This is a genomic window from Yersinia artesiana (assembly GCF_902726545.1).
In the GTDB taxonomy this organism is placed as follows: domain Bacteria; phylum Pseudomonadota; class Gammaproteobacteria; order Enterobacterales; family Enterobacteriaceae; genus Yersinia; species Yersinia artesiana.
Genome location: NZ_CACVAD010000004.1, coordinates 60,636 through 77,342 on the forward strand (window position 1 = coordinate 60,636; position 16,707 = coordinate 77,342).

Sequence of the window (16,707 nt, forward strand, 5' to 3'; positions counted from 1 at the left end):
CATTTATGGCAACATTAATCGCAGAAAAACTGGCTAAGGCGTATAAAGGCCGTAAAGTGGTCGAAGACGTTAGCCTGAAAGTAAAGTCCGGTGAAATTGTCGGTTTACTTGGGCCGAACGGTGCAGGTAAGACCACCACTTTTTATATGGTCGTCGGCATTGTCCAGCGTGACGCCGGGCGCATTGTGATTGATGACGAAGATATCAGCCTCTTGCCATTGCATGAACGCGCCCTGCGCGGGATTGGCTATTTGCCGCAAGAAGCTTCTATCTTCCGCCGCCTGAGTGTTTTTAACAATCTGATGGCGGTGCTGGAAATCCGTAAAGACCTCTCATCTGAGCAACGTCAGGAGCGGGCTGATGAGTTAATGGAAGAGTTCCATATTACTCATTTACGTGACAGTCTGGGGCAGTCGCTTTCCGGCGGGGAACGTCGCCGTGTTGAAATCGCCCGTGCGCTGGCAGCCAATCCTAAGTTTATTTTGCTGGATGAGCCGTTTGCCGGGGTTGACCCGATTTCTGTTATTGATATTAAAAAAATAATTGAGCATCTGCGCGACAGTGGCCTCGGTGTTCTGATTACCGACCATAACGTGCGTGAGACGCTAGACGTTTGTGAGCGGGCTTATATTGTAAGCCAAGGCCATTTAATCGCTCACGGCACACCACAGGAAATTTTGGCTGACGAACAAGTTAAACGTGTTTATCTGGGCGAGGAATTCCGTCTTTAATCTCCCAATACCAGACACTATTAATGATTTTGTTAGCCATCAGGAAAATTGATACCGCATTATGAAGCAAGGTTTGCAACTCAAGTTCAGCCAACAACTGGCAATGACTCCGCAGCTACAGCAGGCTATTCGCCTGTTGCAACTCTCTACGCTAGAACTCCAGCAGGAGATTCAGTTAGCGCTGGAGAGCAACCCCCTGCTTGAGCAAACCGATCTTCATGAAGAGATAGATGCAAAAGAAACGGTAGACAGTGAATCGCTTGATACCCGCGAAGCGCTGGAGCAAAAAGATATGCCGGAAGAGTTGCCACTGGATGCAACCTGGGATGAGATTTACACCGCAGGCACGCCATCGGGTATGGGCAATGATTACAGCGACGATGAGCTGCCGGTCTATCAGGGGGAAACCACTCAAACGCTGCAAGACTATTTGATGTGGCAAGTGGATTTAACCCCGTTCTCAGAAACTGATGCCGCCATTGCAACCTCTATCGTCGATGCGGTTGATGAAACCGGCTATCTCACAGTGCCACTGGAAGACATTCTGGAAAGCATGGGGGATGAAAATGTTGCACTGGACGAAGTAGAAGCTGTGCTCAAACGGATACAACACTTTGATCCGATTGGTGTTGCTGCGCGCAACCTGCGCGAGTGCTTGTTGGTGCAGTTATCGCAATATGCCAAAGACACCCCCTATCTCGCTGAAGCACGCCTGATCATTAGCGAATATCTGGATTTGCTAGGCAACCATGATTTCCGCACGATGATTCGTTTAAGTCGGCTAAAAGAAGATACACTTAAAGAAGCCATTGCCCTGATTCAGTCACTGGACCCGCGCCCTGGTCAGTCTATCAATACCGGGGAATCTGAGTATGTGATTCCAGATGTTCTGGTACGTAAAGATAAAGGGCACTGGACGGTCGAGCTTAATGCCGATAGCATTCCACGCCTGAAAATCAACCAGCAATATGCCGCCATGGGTAGCACTACCCGCAATGACAGTGACGGGCAGTTTATCCGTAGCAATTTGCAAGAAGCAAAGTGGTTGATTAAAAGCCTTGAGAGCCGTAATGAAACGCTATTGAAAGTGGCGCGGTGCATTGTAGAGCAGCAGGTGGCTTTTTTTGAGAATGGGCCAGAATTTATGAAACCCATGGTGCTGGCAGACATTGCTCAAGCCGTGGATATGCATGAATCGACAATTTCTCGTGTGACCACGCAGAAGTTCCTGCACAGTCCTCGAGGAATTTTCGAACTAAAATATTTCTTCTCCAGCCACGTCAATACCGATAGCGGAGGCGAAGCTTCTTCTACTGCTATCCGTGCACTGGTGAAAAAATTGGTTGCGGCAGAAAACCCTGCCAAACCGCTGAGCGACAGCAAGCTGACCACTCTATTATGTGAACAAGGCATTATGGTGGCACGGCGTACCGTCGCGAAGTATCGAGAGTCGTTATCCATCCCGCCGTCAAATCAGCGTAAACAGTTGGTTTGACCTGAACTGAGAAGGAAGACACTATGCAACTCAATATTACCGGACATCATGTCGAAATAACCGAAGCATTACGCGAGTTTGTTACCACTAAATTTGCCAAACTTGAGCAATATTTTGATCGCATTAACCAAGTGTATGTGGTTTTAAGTGTCGAAAAAGTAAAACAAATTGCAGAAGCCACGGTACATGTGAATGGAGGCGAGTTGCACGCAAGCTCAGAGCAGGAAGATATGTACGCCGCAATTGATATTTTGGTTGATAAACTGGCCCGCCAGTTGAACAAACACAAAGATAAATTGAAACAACATTAGGAGCCTTGTTGCTGTTATATACCCTAGATAATTCGAGTTGCATGAAGGCGGCAACTGAGCGAATCCTCAGGAGCTTACACCAGTAAGTGACTGAGGTGAACGAGGGCAGTCAACGCACATGCGGCTTGAAGTATGACGGGTAGACAGCAAAGGTTCTACACTCGCTACACAACCTGATGCCAGCAGAATATTCCGCTGGCATCAGGTGTAAAACAGCGCTTAAGTGAAAGATGAAATGATCAACGATCCAGCATTGCAATTAAGCTCGGTATTAAATATCGAGTGCACCAAAAGCTCCGTACATTGCTCAAGTAAAAAACGGGCTTTGGAAATTATCAGCGAGTTAGCTGCCAAGCAGCTTAACCTGCCGTCACAGGTCGTTTTCGATGCTGTGTTAACCCGCGAACGCATGGGCAGTACCGGCATTGGTAGTGGCATCGCGATACCTCATGGCAAGCTGGAAGAAGATACACTGCGTGCTGTGGGTGTATTTATCCGCCTGGAACAACCTATTGCTTTCGATGCTATTGATAACCAACCGGTTGATCTATTATTTGCCTTGTTGGTTCCAGCAGATCAATGTAAAACTCATTTACACACTTTGTCTTTAGTGGCCAAGCGATTAGCTGATAAAACAGTGTGCCGCCGTTTACGAATGGCGCAAAGTGATGACGAGCTTTATCAGATCATTACTGAATTACCGCCAGAAACAGCGTAATCAAGTCAGGCAAGTAACGTCTGTTTTATTTACTATGTCCGGTTCCTGTAGCCGGAATACAGGGTTCTAATATATAGCCCAATAGATTTCAAGATTCAGGAAGGCGGCAAAGGAGAGAACCCCGATAAGCTTACACAGGTAAGTGATTCGGGTGATAAATCTGCCCGGAGCAGATTTAAACGCTGCTCGCAGAGGCGAGGTCCATGGACGGGCCGAGTAGCGAAAGCAGCCAACGCGCCTGTAGCTTGAAAGATGACGGGTCTAAAGGGGAGTCACTCACATGGTGCTGATGATTGTCAGCGGCCGTTCCGGTTCAGGGAAGTCTGTTGCTTTGCGCGCATTGGAAGATATGGGCTTTTATTGCGTCGATAACTTGCCCGTGGTTCTGCTGCCGCAATTGGCAAGTACACTTGCCGATAGGAATATCTCCGCCGCAGTCAGTATAGATGTGCGCAATATGCCTGAGTCTCCTGAGGTATTTGAACATGCCATGACTCAACTGCCAGACAGCTTTTCACCACAATTGCTGTTTTTGGATGCAGACCGTAATACCCTGATTCGTCGTTACAGTGATACCCGTCGACTGCATCCGCTATCGACTAAAAATTTGTCATTAGAAAGTGCTATCGATGAAGAGAGCGACCTGCTGGAGCCTTTGCGCTCACGGGCTGACTTGATTATTGATACCTCTGAAATGTCAGTGCATGAACTGGCTGAGATGCTCCGTACCCGCCTGCTGGGTAAACGTGAGCGCGAGTTGACCATGGTGTTTGAGTCCTTCGGCTTTAAACACGGCATCCCTATTGATGCAGATTATGTCTTCGACGTGCGCTTCCTGCCAAACCCGCATTGGGACCCTAAATTACGTCCAATGACAGGCCTGGATAAGCCGGTGATCTCCTTCCTTGATCGCCATACTGAAGTGCATAACTTTATTTATCAGACCCGCAGTTATCTGGAACTGTGGTTGCCGATGCTGGAAACCAATAACCGTAGTTATCTGACAGTAGCTATTGGGTGTACCGGCGGAAAGCACCGCTCAGTCTATGTTGCTGAACAATTGGCCGATTATTTCCGCGCCCGCGGTAAAAATGTCCAATCACGTCATCGTACTCTGGAAAAGCGTAAATAAATGACCGTCAAACAAACCGTTGAGATCAAAAACAAGTTGGGAATGCACGCCAGACCCGCAATGAAATTGTTCGAGCTGGTTCAGAGTTTTGATGCAGAAGTGATGTTACGTAATGACAGTGGTACTGAAGCCGAAGCCAGTAGTGTGATTGCACTGCTGATGCTTGATTCTGCCAAAGGCCGCCAGATTGAGGTTGAAGCTACCGGGCCAGATGAGATTCAGGCTCTGGCGGCGGTGATTGAACTATTCAATTCGGGGTTTGATGAGGATTAAGTTTTTATTTTTGCGGTTCAGTTGATATTCAATTAGATGATCCGGTTCGGTTGTTAGAATTTCATTGCCAGCAAACGATCAGATTTCGGTTGATATTCGATTTATTCTCAATGCTGGCTGCGTTGCCTCAACCGAGCAGGAGGGCAAGCCGGCCCTCCTGCACCTGCGGCTTGCGCGAAATATTACTGCTTTCGCAGTCCCCTCCAGCAGTCGTTGGCCTTATCGAGCCAGCGCGAGTCGCTTCCTGCTCCAGCGCGCTTTTCGCCGCCGTCCATGGCGGCTCACTCGGGCCATCGTCTTTGTCGGTAATATTCCTGATTGCGCTCAACATCAAAACCATGATTTTTAGGTTTTGAAGTTTAAAAGCACATTTGAGCCGCCGAGTGAAGAATGGAGCAAGGGAAATCCGCCATGGACGGCGGATTTAGGCGTCACGCGGAGGGACCCGCGTAAAGCCGTCCCGCCAGCGAAAAGATGAGTCGAGGGAACCCACGCAGTGGGCAAGCGATACGTGCGAAAGCGCGGGATTGCATAAGGGGCCACGCTTATGGCCCCTTTGCCGGTTGGTTCGTCGGAGGTTAGGAAAGCTGTGAAGTTTTAACAACCGAATTAATCATAACAACCGAAAGAGGATCCAATACGTGAACAACCGAATTAATCATATCAACCGAAAGATGACCCGCAGCGTTAACAACCAAACCAGTCACTGAACAAATCACATCGAAACAAACATTACCCAACTTAAGATATTTGAAATCAAAATGTACTGAGTAATCGTTTGCTAATCATAAAAAATGCAGCTTTCCCCTCTTGCAGAGAAATCTCACGCGAGTATAATTCGCCACAATTTGCCGGGAGAAATGATGAAAAGCCGCTTGAATTTTGCTAAACATCGTCGTTTTGTTGAAAATGACCCGATCGATGGTCGACAAAATAGACTGCTAGCAGGCAGCCAATTGCCATTCTTTCTCCCGTTGCTAAACCGATCCTGAAAGGCCCCTCATTGAGGGGCTTTTTTTTGTCTGCCGATCGGCGCCAGATTAAGCATTATCACCAATTAAAAATATATACCCTAAATAATTCGAGTTGCAGGAAGGCGGCAACTGAGCAAATCCCCAGGAGCTTACACAAGTAAGTGACTGGGGTGAGCGAAAGCAGCCAACGCACATGCAGCTTGAAGTATGACGGGTCATCGAGGAGAGCGAAAATGGCCAATCCGTTGTATCACAAACACATCATCTCAATTAACGACTTATGTCGCGAGGAACTGGAACTGGTACTGCGCACCGCCGCCAGTTTGAAAAGCCATCCGCAACCCGAGCTGTTAAAACACAAAGTGATCGCCAGTTGCTTTTTCGAAGCCTCAACCCGCACCCGTTTGTCGTTTGAAACCTCAATTCATCGCCTTGGGGCATCCGTTGTCGGTTTTTCTGATAGCAGCAACACCTCACTGGGTAAGAAAGGTGAGACGCTGGCTGATACCGTGTCAGTCATCAGCACCTATGTCGATGCCATTGTCATGCGCCATCCACAAGAAGGGGCAGCACGCCTTGCCACCCAGTTCTCCGGCAATGTGCCGGTGGTCAATGCCGGTGATGGTGCCAACCAGCACCCAACTCAAACACTGCTCGATTTATTCACCATTCAGGAAACCCAGGGCCGACTGGATAAGATTAATATCGCCATGGTCGGTGACCTAAAATATGGCCGCACCGTGCATTCACTGACGCAAGCGCTGGCGAAATTTGACGGCAATCGCTTCTTCTTTATCGCCCCAGATGCATTAGCGATGCCAGCTTATATTCTTGAAATGCTGGAAGAAAAAGGCATCGAATACAGCCTGCACGAAAGTATTGAAGAAGTGGTGCCAGAGCTGGATATTCTCTATATGACCCGCGTGCAAAAAGAACGCCTTGACCCATCAGAATATGCCAACGTCAAAGCACAGTTTGTCCTGCGCGCGGCTGATTTAAATGGCGCACAAGATAATCTCAAAGTGCTGCACCCGCTGCCGCGTATTGATGAAATCACCACTGATGTTGATAAAACTCCTTACGCTTACTATTTCCAACAAGCAGGTAACGGGATTTTTGCACGTCAGGCGCTGCTGGCATTGGTATTAAACGCAGAATTGGCTCTTTAAGGGATTGAATATGACTCAGGATTACAAACTACAGGTCGAAGCGATTAAATGCGGCACCGTGATTGACCATATTCCGGCACAAATCGGGTTCAAATTATTGTCGCTGTTCAAACTGACCGCGACCGACCAACGCATCACCATCGGGTTGAATTTACCGTCGAAACGATCAGGCCGTAAAGATTTGATTAAAATAGAAAATACCTTCCTGACAGAGCAACAAGCCAATCAATTAGCCATGTATGCCCCCGATGCCACGGTCAACCGCATCGACAATTATGAAGTGGTGAAAAAGCTGACACTCAGTTTGCCAGATCATATCGACGGCGTCCTCACCTGCCCTAATAGCAACTGTATCAGCCATAATGAACCGGTCGATTCCAGCTTCAAAGTGAAGGCCAAACAAGGTGAGATCCACCTTAAATGCAAATATTGCGAGAAAGAGTTCGACCATCAGGTCGTGCTACAAGCGGATTAAGAGTTACAAGCAGATTAAGTGTCGCAAGCAGGTTGATACCTACCCAGGCGAATATTGCTGCCTAAAAATATTTACAATAGTGGCAATATTCGCCGTCGCGGAGCATCGCAAACTTGATTTGCTGCGGTTGCTGTAATTCAAGCTGCCTTTATAATACATAAATAATTATACCCTATAGATTTCATGGTGCAGGAAGGCGGCAAACGAGGAGTCCCGATGAGCTTACTCTGGTAAGTGATTCGGGTGACTGAGTGCAGCCAACACACCTGCAACGTGAAAGATGACGGGTTCCTTTCCGCATTACGTAAACCAGGAGTCTACATGTCCCGCACTATCAGCACTGAGCTTGCCCCTGCCGCCATCGGCCCTTATGTTCAGGGTGTCGATTTGGGTAGCATGATCATCACTTCCGGCCAGATCCCAGTTGATCCGAAAACCGGCCTGGTGGCTGATGATATTTCAGCTCAGGCACGCCAATCACTGGAAAATGTGAAAGCTATCGTTGAAGCGGCTGGCCTGAAAGTTGCCGATATCGTGAAAACCACGGTATTCGTGAAAGATCTGAACGATTTCAGTACCGTTAACGCCACTTACGAAGCTTTCTTCACTGAACACAATGCGCCATTCCCTGCCCGCTCTTGTGTCGAAGTTGCCCGTTTGCCAAAAGATGTAAAAATCGAAATCGAAGCTATCGCAGTACGTCGTTAATGCTGATGTGATTGCGTCTACGGCTGGTGCCTACCGGCCGTTTTTTATTATCCCGCCCCTATTTTCTCTCTGACTTTCTCAATGCGCTATTGCAGTTCATCATCTGCAAGACGGAGCAACATCCTGCTCAGTCATAAAGCATCCTGCTCAATCATTGCACCCAAATAGTGCTGAAATCGCGCTAACTTCCTCTATTTTGCCGGTTTTAAGAGCTGGCACAGTTTATGCGTGATCCCGAATACAGCCTGTTCTGTTAGCGAGGTGATAATGCTGAACATCGACCTTTCCACACCACAATTTTTCGATGAAATGTTACTGGCTGAGGGGAAACATCGAGGCCATTACGACGCCTACTGGCAATGGTTGCAGCAGGCCGACCAACTGACAATTGCGCGTAAACGCGAAGAGGCGGCGCTGCTGTTTCACCGGGTGGGCATTACCTTTAATGTGTATGGTGACGATGATGGCGCAGAGCGGCTAATCCCATTTGACAGTGTGCCGCGCATTATTCCGGCCAGTGAATGGCAGATGCTCGACCGCGGTATTCGCCAGCGGGTTCAGGCATTAAATGCATTCCTGCATGATATTTATCACGAACAACATATTCTCAAAGCCGGGATTATTCCGGCCGAACAAGTGCTGGCTAATGACCAATATCAGCCCTGTATGCAAGGAGTGAACCTGCACCGGGACACCTACGCACATATTATTGGCGTGGATATGGTGCGTAATAGCGATGGCCTTTATTACGTACTGGAAGATAACCTGCGCACCCCATCTGGCGTCTCTTATATGCTGGAAAACCGCAAAATGATGATGCGGCTCTATCCAGAGCTATTCGCCGAACAGCGCATTGCACCGGTGGAGCGCTACCCTTCCCACTTGTTGCAAACCCTGCGCGAAAGCACACCGGTTAATGACCCTACTGTGGTGGTATTAACCCCTGGGCGCTTTAACAGCGCTTACTTTGAGCACAGTTTTCTGGCTCAGCAGATGGGGGTCGAACTGGTCGAAAGTGCCGATCTGTTTGTCAAAGAAGGCGCGGTATTTATGCGCACCACCGCTGGCCCGTGCAAAATTGATGTTATCTATCGCCGTGTTGACGATGCTTTCCTTGATCCATTGGCTTTCCGCCCTGACTCCATGCTGGGGATCCCCGGATTGCTGTCTGTCTATCGAGCCGGCGGGGTTGTATTAGCCAATGCTATTGGTACTGGTGTTGCAGATGATAAATCTATCTATCCGTATGTGCCGGAAATGATTCGATTTTACCTCTCTGAAGAACCTATTCTGGCGAACGTTCCGACCTGGCAATGCCGTCAACCAGCTGATCTCTCTTACGTTTTAGCCAATTTGGATCAGATGGTAGTGAAAGAAGTCCATGGGGCCGGGGGCTATGGCATGTTAATTGGCCCAGCAGCGACACAAGCTGAAATTGCGCAATTTCGCCAGTTACTGCTGGCGCGACCACAAAATTATATTGCGCAGGAAACCCTCGCCCTCTCCACCTGCCCCACCTTTGTGAACAATGGGTTAGCACCGCGGCACATTGATTTGCGCCCCTTTGCGCTGTCTGGAGCCGAGATCCGCTTAGTGCCCGGTGGGTTAACTCGCGTGGCTCTGGCACAAGGCTCGCTGGTGGTTAACTCCTCACAAGGCGGCGGAACCAAGGACACCTGGGTACTGGAGGATGATGCATGCTAAGTCGAACAGCCAGCGAGCTTTATTGGATGGCCCGTTATCTTGAGCGGGCAGAAAACATCACCAGGGTACTGGATGTCACTAACCGGCTCTCGATGATGCCCACCAGCAATCGCGTGAATTTTGATTTACTGGTGCCACTGAGCCTGAGTAATACCCAGGTTTTGTTTGCCGAGCACTATCCGCAGGTCTCAATGACCCACCTGCTAAATTTCTTCGTGCTCGACAGCAATAACCCCAGCAGCATTTTCAGTTGCTTACAGATGGCGTGGAATAACGCTCATGCGGTGCGCGGTAGCTTATCGTCCGAAGTGTGGGAAAGCATTAATGCCACCTGGATTGAGATAAAACAGTTACGCCGCCAAGGGATTAGCGCCGCTGGAATCGATGCCTTTTTTGATTGGGTTAAGGAGCGCTCACACCTGTTCCGTGGCGCGGTATACGGTACCTTGCTGCGCAGCGATGCGCTCTATTTCATTCGTCTGGGCACTTTGATTGAACGGGCTGACAGCACTGCCCGCCTATTGGATGTGAAAAACCAATTACTGGATAACGACGATGATCCGGTGCGCGAATACTACCGGATGGATACCTTATTGCGGGCTGTCAGCGCCCGTGAGGCCTACCACAGTTTGTATAAACAGCAACTGAGCCGCGAGGCCATTGCTGAGCTACTGATTTTACGTAATGAAATCCCGCGCTCCCTGTTGGCTTGCGTCAACGATATGGAACAGCAGTTGGCATTGATTGGTGGTAATCGCAGTAATCAGCCTCGGCGGTTGGTCAGTATTTTGCTCGCCGAGTTGCGCTTTAGCAGTATCACGGATGTCATGGCCGATGGCCTGCACGTCTACCTGATGGATTTTTTAGGCAAGATAAATGCTATTGCCGATAGCATTCATCAGACCTATCTGGAGGTCCAATGAGACTAAATGTCGATCACAGCACCCATTACACCTACGCCCAGCAGGTGCAGCACAGCACACAATATCTGCGCCTGACCCCGCAGGACTCAGCCCATCAGCGCATTTTGTCCTGGCAACTGACCTTGCCGGAAGAAGCCATTTGCACCACTGATGCCTTTGGCAATGTGCTACATGTTTTGACGCTGGATAAGCCGCATCAAGCCATCACTATTCAGGCCCAAGGCGTGGTCGAGATTAAAGATAATGTCGAAGATGACAGTGGCGACCACCTCTCGCCATTGGTTTTTTTACGCCACAGCCCACTGACGCAACCGGATGCCGCGATCCGTCAATTTGCGGCGGGTTATTGTGAAGGGGTTAGCAGTGCCGAGGGGCAACTGGATTGCCTGACACATCTAATGGGCGAGCTGCTGGCTAAAATGCCCTACAGCCCCGGCACCACGACGGTGCAAGACAGCGCAGCGCAGGCTTTTGCTGCCGGGCAAGGCGTTTGTCAGGATCACACCCACGTCTTTCTTGCCTGTTGCCGCAGTTTAAATATTCCGGCTCGCTATGTGAGCGGCTATCTTTATACAGAATCCTCCAGTCATGTTGCAACCCATGCCTGGGCCGAAGTGTGGTTGAATGGTTATTGGCAGAGTTTTGATATCACTAATAATACCTGCCAACCGAATCAGCATTTGAAACTGGCGGTGGGCATCGATTATCTCGATGCCTGCCCGGTGCGCGGTATCCGCCGGGGTGGTGGCTATGAAGATATGCAAACCATAGCTGCCGTGCATATGCTATCAAACCCGCGGCTGGATATGTCGCAATAAACGCATCTGACTTAAGGATTGTTATGACCTACTGTGTGGCCATGCGGCTGTCGTCCGGGCTAGTGTTTGCTTCTGATTCCCGCACCAACGCCGGGGTGGATCATATTTCCACTTTCCGCAAATTGCATCTGTTTCAGCAAGATGGCGAACGAACGCTGGTGGTGCAAAGTGCGGGCAATCTTGCCACCACACAGAGCATTGTCAGTTTGCTGCAACGCCGATGTTTAGACCCCGAACTGACTAACCTGATGAATGTACCGTCGATGTATGAAGCGGCCACATTGTTGGGCGAAACGGTGCGGGAGGTGATTAACCGGGACAGTGGCGCACAGCAAAACAGTGGCGGGACAGATTTTAGCTGTAACCTACTGTTAGGCGGTCAGATTAAAGGTGAAGGGCTGCGGTTGTTTCATATTTATCCGCAAGGGAATTTTATCGAAGCCACGCAGGATACACCCTATTTTCAAATTGGTGAAAGTAAGTATGGTAAACCCATTATTGATCGCGTGTTGAGCTACGACACCGCGCTGGATCAAGCAATGCAATGTGCGTTGATTTCAATGGATTCAACCTTGCGCAGTAATCTGTCGGTGGGATTGCCGCTGGACGTGATGATCTATCCGCTGGACAGTTTCAGCACCGCCCAGCAGTATCGGATCACCGAAGATCACCCGTATTTTATGATGATCCGTAAAGGGTGGGGGGAAGGATTGGTGAGTATTTTTTCTCAGCTTCCGGAGTTGAAGTTGGGGGGATAATAGAGTGGATCTGGTTTCGGTTGATATGAGATTTGTTCTCAATGCTGGCATTGCCACCTCAACCGAAACCAGCTCCGAACTAGTCTGAACTGATCTAATCAATCCCTAATCCAATAAATCCCCTCATAGGCGCGCAATTCCATGGCCTGCGGCTGGAAGGCGCTTTCGCCATAGCTGCTCATCAACAACTGCCAGTGACCATCCAGCTCGATATCCTCTGGCTGCCATTGTTGCGGCTCACCACTTAGATTCGCCACCACCAGCAGTTGCTTACCTTGCCAACTGCGTAAATAACACCACAAATCTGGGTGCTGCGGGCAAAGATCCTGATAATCACCAAAAGTGAACACATCATGTTGCTTGCGCAGAGCTATCAGATATTGATAGGCATAAAATACCGAATCGGCATCAGCCAGCGCGGCATCGACGTTAATCTCACCATAGTTACTGCAAGGCTCAATCCACGGGGTTCCCTGGCTAAAACCAGCATTATGACTGCGATCCCATTGCATTGGGGTGCGGCCATTATCGCGAGATTTAGTCGCCAAAATCGCCAATAACTCATCAGGATCGCGGCCTTTTGCACTTAATTCGGCAAACATATTCAGGCTTTCAACATCACGGTATTGATCAATAGAGCTGAAGTTTGGATTGGTCATCCCAATCTCTTCGCCCTGATAAATATACGGCGTGCCCTGCATGCCATGTAGCACCATCGCCAACATTTTAGCAGCGGGTAAGCGCAGCGCACCTTCATCACCAAAGCGCGAGACGATACGCGGTTGGTCATGGTTGCACCAGAACAGCGCATTCCAGGCACGATTATGCATCCCTTGCTGCCACTGGTTAAAAATCTGCTTAAGTTGGACACGATCCGGTTGCATCAGCGACCATTTCTCACCATTAAGATAATCCACTTTCAAATGATGGAAATTAAAGGTCATCGACAGTTCATCACCACCCAATGCAGCATAGCGCTGGCAATGCTCAAGACGGGTGGAAGACATCTCACCCACCGTCATCAGGCCGCGCGGCTGAAACACATCGCGGCTCATTTCTTGCAAAAATTCGTGAATACGTGGGCCATCGGTATAGAAACGGCGGCCATCGCCGTCAAAATCATCGGGGAAGTCTTGTTGTTTGGACACCAAATTGATCACATCCAGACGCAAGCCATCCACGCCAATATCCGCCCAAAACTCACAAACTTTTTTCAATTCATCACGTACGGGTTGGTGTTCCCAGTTGAGATCAGCCTGCTCTGTAGCAAATAAATGCAGATAATACTGGCCACTGGCCGCATGCCATTGCCAGGCATTGCCACCAAATTTAGAACGCCAGTTATTGGGCAAATTATCACCCTTCCCATCACGCCAAATATAGAACTGGCGGTAAGGGCTATTGCGGTCTGTTGCTGCTTTAAACCAGGCATGTTCAGTGGATGTATGGTTGAACACCATATCCATCACAATACGAATACCACGCTGATGGGCTTGTTCCACCAGATGTTTAAAATCATCCAGGGTGCCATAAGCCGGATCAATGGCGCAGTAATCCGCCACGTCATAGCCATTATCCACCTGTGGCGAAACATAAACCGGCGTCAGCCAGATAGCATCAACACCGAGTTTTTGCAGATAATCCAACCGCTGCGTCACCCCCGCCAGATCACCGTAACCATTACCGGTGCTGTCCTGAAAACTCTTCGGGTAAATCTGATAGATGACGCCGTTTTGCCACCAAGGGACAGGATTATTCATAGCAGACTCTTATTCATTGAGAAAATAACTCCGCCAGCGAATAACCACTGGCGGAGGTTTACGATTCAGACCGGCAATTCACCACGGCTATCTTTACGTTTATAAACCAATATGGTCAGTACCAGTGGCACGACAATCGCCACCAACATTGCCAGAGAATAAATCGCCCAAAACTGCGGTTTGATGGACAAAATACCCGGCAAACCACCGACACCAATACCATTTGCCATTACCCCGGTCAGCCCGCAAATCAGGCCTGCCAGCCCAGAGCCAATCATGGCGCATAACATTGGGAAACGATATTTCAAGTTGATACCGTACATGGCGGGTTCAGTCACACCGAGATAGGCTGAGATGGCCGCCGGAACAGAAATTTCTCGTTCATTGATCTTACGGCTAATGATAATGATGCCCAGCACCGCAGAGGCTTGCGCGATATTGGACAAGGCAATCAGCGGCCAGACAGGTGTACCGCCCATGCTCTGAATCATCTGCATATCAATAGCCAATGTGGTTTGATGCACCCCGGTTATCACTAACGGCGCATACAAGAAACCAAACAGCGCAGCGCCAATAGGGGCGAAACTACCGGTCATCACTGCTTTCACGCCCCATGCCACACCATCACCAATCATGCGACCAAACGGCCCAATCAAGGTATGAGCAAGGAATACTGCCAGCAATAAAGACACCACCGGCACGATAACTAAGTAAAGATAAGCAGGAATAATTTTCTTTAGATTGGTTTCAATCCAGCCCAGCGCCAAACCGGCCAGAATTGAAGGGATAACTTGCGCCTGATAACCCACTTTTTGGATAGTAAACCAGCCGAAGTCCCACACCTCAGGGATTTGCTGCCCCAGCAGATAGGAGTTCATTAGCTGCGGAGAAACCAGCGTAATCCCCAATACAATCCCCAATACCGGCGTGCCGCCCATTTTCTTCACCGTCGACCAACAGATAGCCACTGGCAGGTAGAAGAAGATGGCTTCGCCCAGTAACCACAGGAAGTCGTAAATGGTTTTCCACGCCGGATACATCTGCGCCAGCGTTTGGCCCTCAGACATCGGGATGTCGCCGATCACATTACGGAAACCGAGGATCAAACCGCCGCTGATCAAAGCCGGTAACAGCGGGAAGAAGATCTCGGCAAAGTGAGAAATACCGCGCTCAAACCAGGTCATATTCTGGCGCGCAGCCAGCTTGGTTTGTTCTTTATCCACTTCATTTTGGCCAATTTTAGCAATGAGCGCCTGGTAGTAATCATCGACTTCCGGCCCGATAACCACTTGAAATTGACCGGCATTGGTAAAACAGCCTTTGACCATCGACAGCTTTTCGATCTCTTTGGGAAATGCTTTGGCTGGATCATTTAGTACAAAACGTAACCGGGTAATGCAGTGGCTGACGGTGGCAATATTTTCTCTGCCTCCCACCAGTACGATCAATTGATCGATGTCTTGTTGTTTTACTTTGCTCATTTCAGCATACCTTTCGTAAAGGTGGGATCGGTTCCAAGTGGCTTATTTAAGGTTAGCCAACTATTAATTTTTATGGAATGGGAACGTTCCCAACTTGCGTTCAAGATCACAATTTGACAATTTTTGTGCAAATTTTCGTCGGAAATCAGTTAATGCCTAAAGCGCCCCTACGATTCAGCGCGAATTGGCAGGGAGCATAAGGAGGAGAAAAAGCATCAGGCCAATTGGCCGGGGATGATAATTTGTTGAATGGGCTGGTTATTATTAAGTTGGTCGAGCAGTTGCTGTGCCGCTTTCACACCGGCACTGCCATAACCCAGTTCGACTGACAGGCTATTGGGGAACAAGAAGTGCAATAGCGGTGTGTTGCCGATACCACATACCTGGATATGCTGTTGCCCTTGCTGTTGCAAGTACTTACTTACCCCCATAGCAATAGTATCAGAGGCACAGACCAGCGCGGAGGTATCGGGTTTTATCACTTGAGGCGCGAGCTGAAAGCCGCTCTGATAGCTCAATTCTCCCAATGCAACAGTGGAAGTCAGGCCATATTGCTGGCAGTAATCGAGATAAGACTGATGACGACGCATGCCGGTCGTGGCATCCGAGGGCTGCACCCCGATATAGCTAATATGGCGATGCCCGGCCTGGCGCAGTTTATCCATCAGCAGCCGCACCGCCCCTTCATCGTCATAACAAACTGAAGAGAAACCGGTATATTCTCGCGCCAGCACCACCATTTTTTCCTGCCACGGCGCGAGCATTTCGGCGGTTAAGCCGGTGAAACCAAACAGAATCACCCCATCCACATGGCGCTGTTGTAAAACATGCAGATGCTCGCTGACCAGCTCAGGATCAAACTGGCTTTCCATCAGAATAGGGTCGTAACCTTGCTGATAGAACAGCGGCAACATGGTGCGCACCGCCTGATTCTCAGAGGGAGAATCCAGACGCGAGACAATAATCCCCACCACTTTATCGCTCTGACCCCGCATCGCGCGGGCCGATTTTGATGGGGTAAACCCCTGCTGACGGATAACCGCCTCAACTCGCTCGCGCGTCTGTGGGCTGACACTGCCTTCATTGTTCAATACCCGTGAAACGGTGGATTTTCCAACTCCACTCATGCGGGCAATGTCCTTAATGGTCAAACGGTTTTGCATGGTTTACCTAATGTTTAGGTTTGAATACATATAATAAACTGATTATTTATAGCTACCGTATTATTTATATTTACCAGAACGGTGGGAAGCATACCATGCCCAGAATCAGACTCA

16 protein-coding genes are annotated in these 16,707 nt (G+C 49.2%); 13 read left to right on the forward strand and 3 right to left on the reverse strand.

The window, feature by feature from the left end:
- Positions 1-5: 5 nt before the first annotated feature.
- The 13 genes from lptB to HU019_RS01935 all read left to right on the forward strand — a co-directional run bounded on the left by lptB (position 6) and on the right by HU019_RS01935 (position 12,189).
- On the forward strand, positions 6-731 hold the full coding sequence (lptB, locus tag HU019_RS01875; protein WP_004392029.1) for an LPS export ABC transporter ATP-binding protein: 726 nt from the start codon (positions 6-8) through the stop codon (positions 729-731).
- A gap of 61 nt (positions 732-792) precedes the next feature.
- Positions 793-2,226 (forward strand): RNA polymerase factor sigma-54, encoded by a 1,434-nt coding sequence (gene rpoN / locus HU019_RS01880; RefSeq protein WP_174850054.1) that lies wholly within the window; start codon positions 793-795, stop codon positions 2,224-2,226.
- 23 nt (positions 2,227-2,249) lie between these two features.
- Entirely contained in the window at positions 2,250-2,537 is a 288-nt protein-coding gene (gene hpf, locus HU019_RS01885; protein ID WP_004392031.1) for a ribosome hibernation promoting factor, read from the forward strand.
- A gap of 235 nt (positions 2,538-2,772) precedes the next feature.
- Positions 2,773-3,255, forward strand: coding sequence for a PTS IIA-like nitrogen regulatory protein PtsN (gene ptsN / locus HU019_RS01890; protein ID WP_050077246.1), 483 nt, complete (start codon positions 2,773-2,775; stop codon positions 3,253-3,255).
- Between the two features lie 280 nt (positions 3,256-3,535).
- On the forward strand, positions 3,536-4,387 hold the full coding sequence (gene rapZ, locus HU019_RS01895) for an RNase adapter RapZ (RefSeq protein WP_005162486.1): 852 nt from the start codon (positions 3,536-3,538) through the stop codon (positions 4,385-4,387).
- Positions 4,388-4,660, forward strand: coding sequence for a PTS phosphocarrier protein NPr (npr, locus tag HU019_RS01900; RefSeq protein ID WP_005162489.1), 273 nt, complete (start codon positions 4,388-4,390; stop codon positions 4,658-4,660). It begins immediately after the preceding gene.
- Between the two features lie 1,207 nt (positions 4,661-5,867).
- Complete coding sequence (gene pyrB, locus HU019_RS01905) at positions 5,868-6,803, forward strand: aspartate carbamoyltransferase (protein ID WP_174849139.1); 936 nt, start codon at positions 5,868-5,870, stop codon at positions 6,801-6,803.
- A 10-nt stretch (positions 6,804-6,813) separates the two neighbouring features.
- Positions 6,814-7,278: an aspartate carbamoyltransferase regulatory subunit gene (gene pyrI / locus HU019_RS01910; RefSeq protein WP_019080056.1), complete on the forward strand. Its 465-nt coding sequence runs from the start codon at positions 6,814-6,816 to the stop codon at positions 7,276-7,278.
- Between the two features lie 321 nt (positions 7,279-7,599).
- Positions 7,600-7,986 carry a 2-iminobutanoate/2-iminopropanoate deaminase gene (gene ridA / locus HU019_RS01915; protein ID WP_005162498.1) on the forward strand — a complete coding sequence of 129 codons (387 nt, stop codon included), beginning with the start codon at positions 7,600-7,602 and terminating at the stop codon, positions 7,984-7,986.
- Between the two features lie 267 nt (positions 7,987-8,253).
- On the forward strand, positions 8,254-9,690 hold the full coding sequence (locus HU019_RS01920; protein WP_174849140.1) for a circularly permuted type 2 ATP-grasp protein: 1,437 nt from the start codon (positions 8,254-8,256) through the stop codon (positions 9,688-9,690).
- Positions 9,684-10,613, forward strand: coding sequence for an alpha-E domain-containing protein (locus HU019_RS01925; RefSeq protein WP_174849141.1), 930 nt, complete (start codon positions 9,684-9,686; stop codon positions 10,611-10,613). Before HU019_RS01920 ends, HU019_RS01925 begins: the two co-directional genes overlap by 7 nt.
- Complete coding sequence (locus tag HU019_RS01930; protein WP_174849142.1) at positions 10,610-11,431, forward strand: transglutaminase family protein; 822 nt, start codon at positions 10,610-10,612, stop codon at positions 11,429-11,431. The genes HU019_RS01925 and HU019_RS01930 overlap by 4 nt, the downstream gene beginning before the upstream one ends.
- Before the next feature lie 23 nt (positions 11,432-11,454).
- Positions 11,455-12,189, forward strand: coding sequence for a proteasome-type protease (locus HU019_RS01935; protein ID WP_174849143.1), 735 nt, complete (start codon positions 11,455-11,457; stop codon positions 12,187-12,189).
- A gap of 98 nt (positions 12,190-12,287) precedes the next feature.
- On the opposite strand, the gene treC is transcribed toward HU019_RS01935, so the two are convergent.
- The 3 genes from treC to treR all read right to left on the reverse strand — a co-directional run bounded on the left by treC (position 12,288) and on the right by treR (position 16,593).
- Positions 12,288-13,949: an alpha,alpha-phosphotrehalase gene (gene treC, locus HU019_RS01940; protein WP_174849144.1), complete on the reverse strand. Its 1,662-nt coding sequence runs from the start codon at positions 13,947-13,949 to the stop codon at positions 12,288-12,290.
- Between the two features lie 65 nt (positions 13,950-14,014).
- On the reverse strand, positions 14,015-15,430 hold the full coding sequence (gene treB, locus HU019_RS01945) for a PTS trehalose transporter subunit IIBC (RefSeq protein ID WP_046694481.1): 1,416 nt from the start codon (positions 15,428-15,430) through the stop codon (positions 14,015-14,017).
- A 215-nt stretch (positions 15,431-15,645) separates the two neighbouring features.
- Complete coding sequence (treR, locus tag HU019_RS01950; protein ID WP_174849145.1) at positions 15,646-16,593, reverse strand: trehalose operon repressor TreR; 948 nt, start codon at positions 16,591-16,593, stop codon at positions 15,646-15,648.
- Positions 16,594-16,707: the final 114 nt, after the last annotated feature.

Bases quoted from the DNA above. Each gene is read 5' to 3' on its own strand.
- hpf (WP_004392031.1), top strand. From the start codon at position 2,250: ATGCAACTCAATATTACCGGACATCATGTCGAAATAACCGAAGCATTA.
- treB (WP_046694481.1), bottom strand. From the start codon at position 15,430: ATGAGCAAAGTAAAACAACAAGACATCGATCAATTGATCGTACTGGTG.
- rapZ (WP_005162486.1), top strand. From the start codon at position 3,536: ATGGTGCTGATGATTGTCAGCGGCCGTTCCGGTTCAGGGAAGTCTGTT.
- lptB (WP_004392029.1), top strand. From the start codon at position 6: ATGGCAACATTAATCGCAGAAAAACTGGCTAAGGCGTATAAAGGCCGT.
- HU019_RS01935 (WP_174849143.1), top strand. From the start codon at position 11,455: ATGACCTACTGTGTGGCCATGCGGCTGTCGTCCGGGCTAGTGTTTGCT.
- HU019_RS01920 (WP_174849140.1), top strand. From the start codon at position 8,254: ATGCTGAACATCGACCTTTCCACACCACAATTTTTCGATGAAATGTTA.
- treC (WP_174849144.1), bottom strand. From the start codon at position 13,949: ATGAATAATCCTGTCCCTTGGTGGCAAAACGGCGTCATCTATCAGATT.
- HU019_RS01930 (WP_174849142.1), top strand. From the start codon at position 10,610: ATGAGACTAAATGTCGATCACAGCACCCATTACACCTACGCCCAGCAG.
- ridA (WP_005162498.1), top strand. From the start codon at position 7,600: ATGTCCCGCACTATCAGCACTGAGCTTGCCCCTGCCGCCATCGGCCCT.
- ptsN (WP_050077246.1), top strand. From the start codon at position 2,773: ATGATCAACGATCCAGCATTGCAATTAAGCTCGGTATTAAATATCGAG.
- rpoN (WP_174850054.1), top strand. From the start codon at position 793: ATGAAGCAAGGTTTGCAACTCAAGTTCAGCCAACAACTGGCAATGACT.
- pyrB (WP_174849139.1), top strand. From the start codon at position 5,868: ATGGCCAATCCGTTGTATCACAAACACATCATCTCAATTAACGACTTA.
- treR (WP_174849145.1), bottom strand. From the start codon at position 16,593: ATGCAAAACCGTTTGACCATTAAGGACATTGCCCGCATGAGTGGAGTT.
- HU019_RS01925 (WP_174849141.1), top strand. From the start codon at position 9,684: ATGCTAAGTCGAACAGCCAGCGAGCTTTATTGGATGGCCCGTTATCTT.
- pyrI (WP_019080056.1), top strand. From the start codon at position 6,814: ATGACTCAGGATTACAAACTACAGGTCGAAGCGATTAAATGCGGCACC.
- npr (WP_005162489.1), top strand. From the start codon at position 4,388: ATGACCGTCAAACAAACCGTTGAGATCAAAAACAAGTTGGGAATGCAC.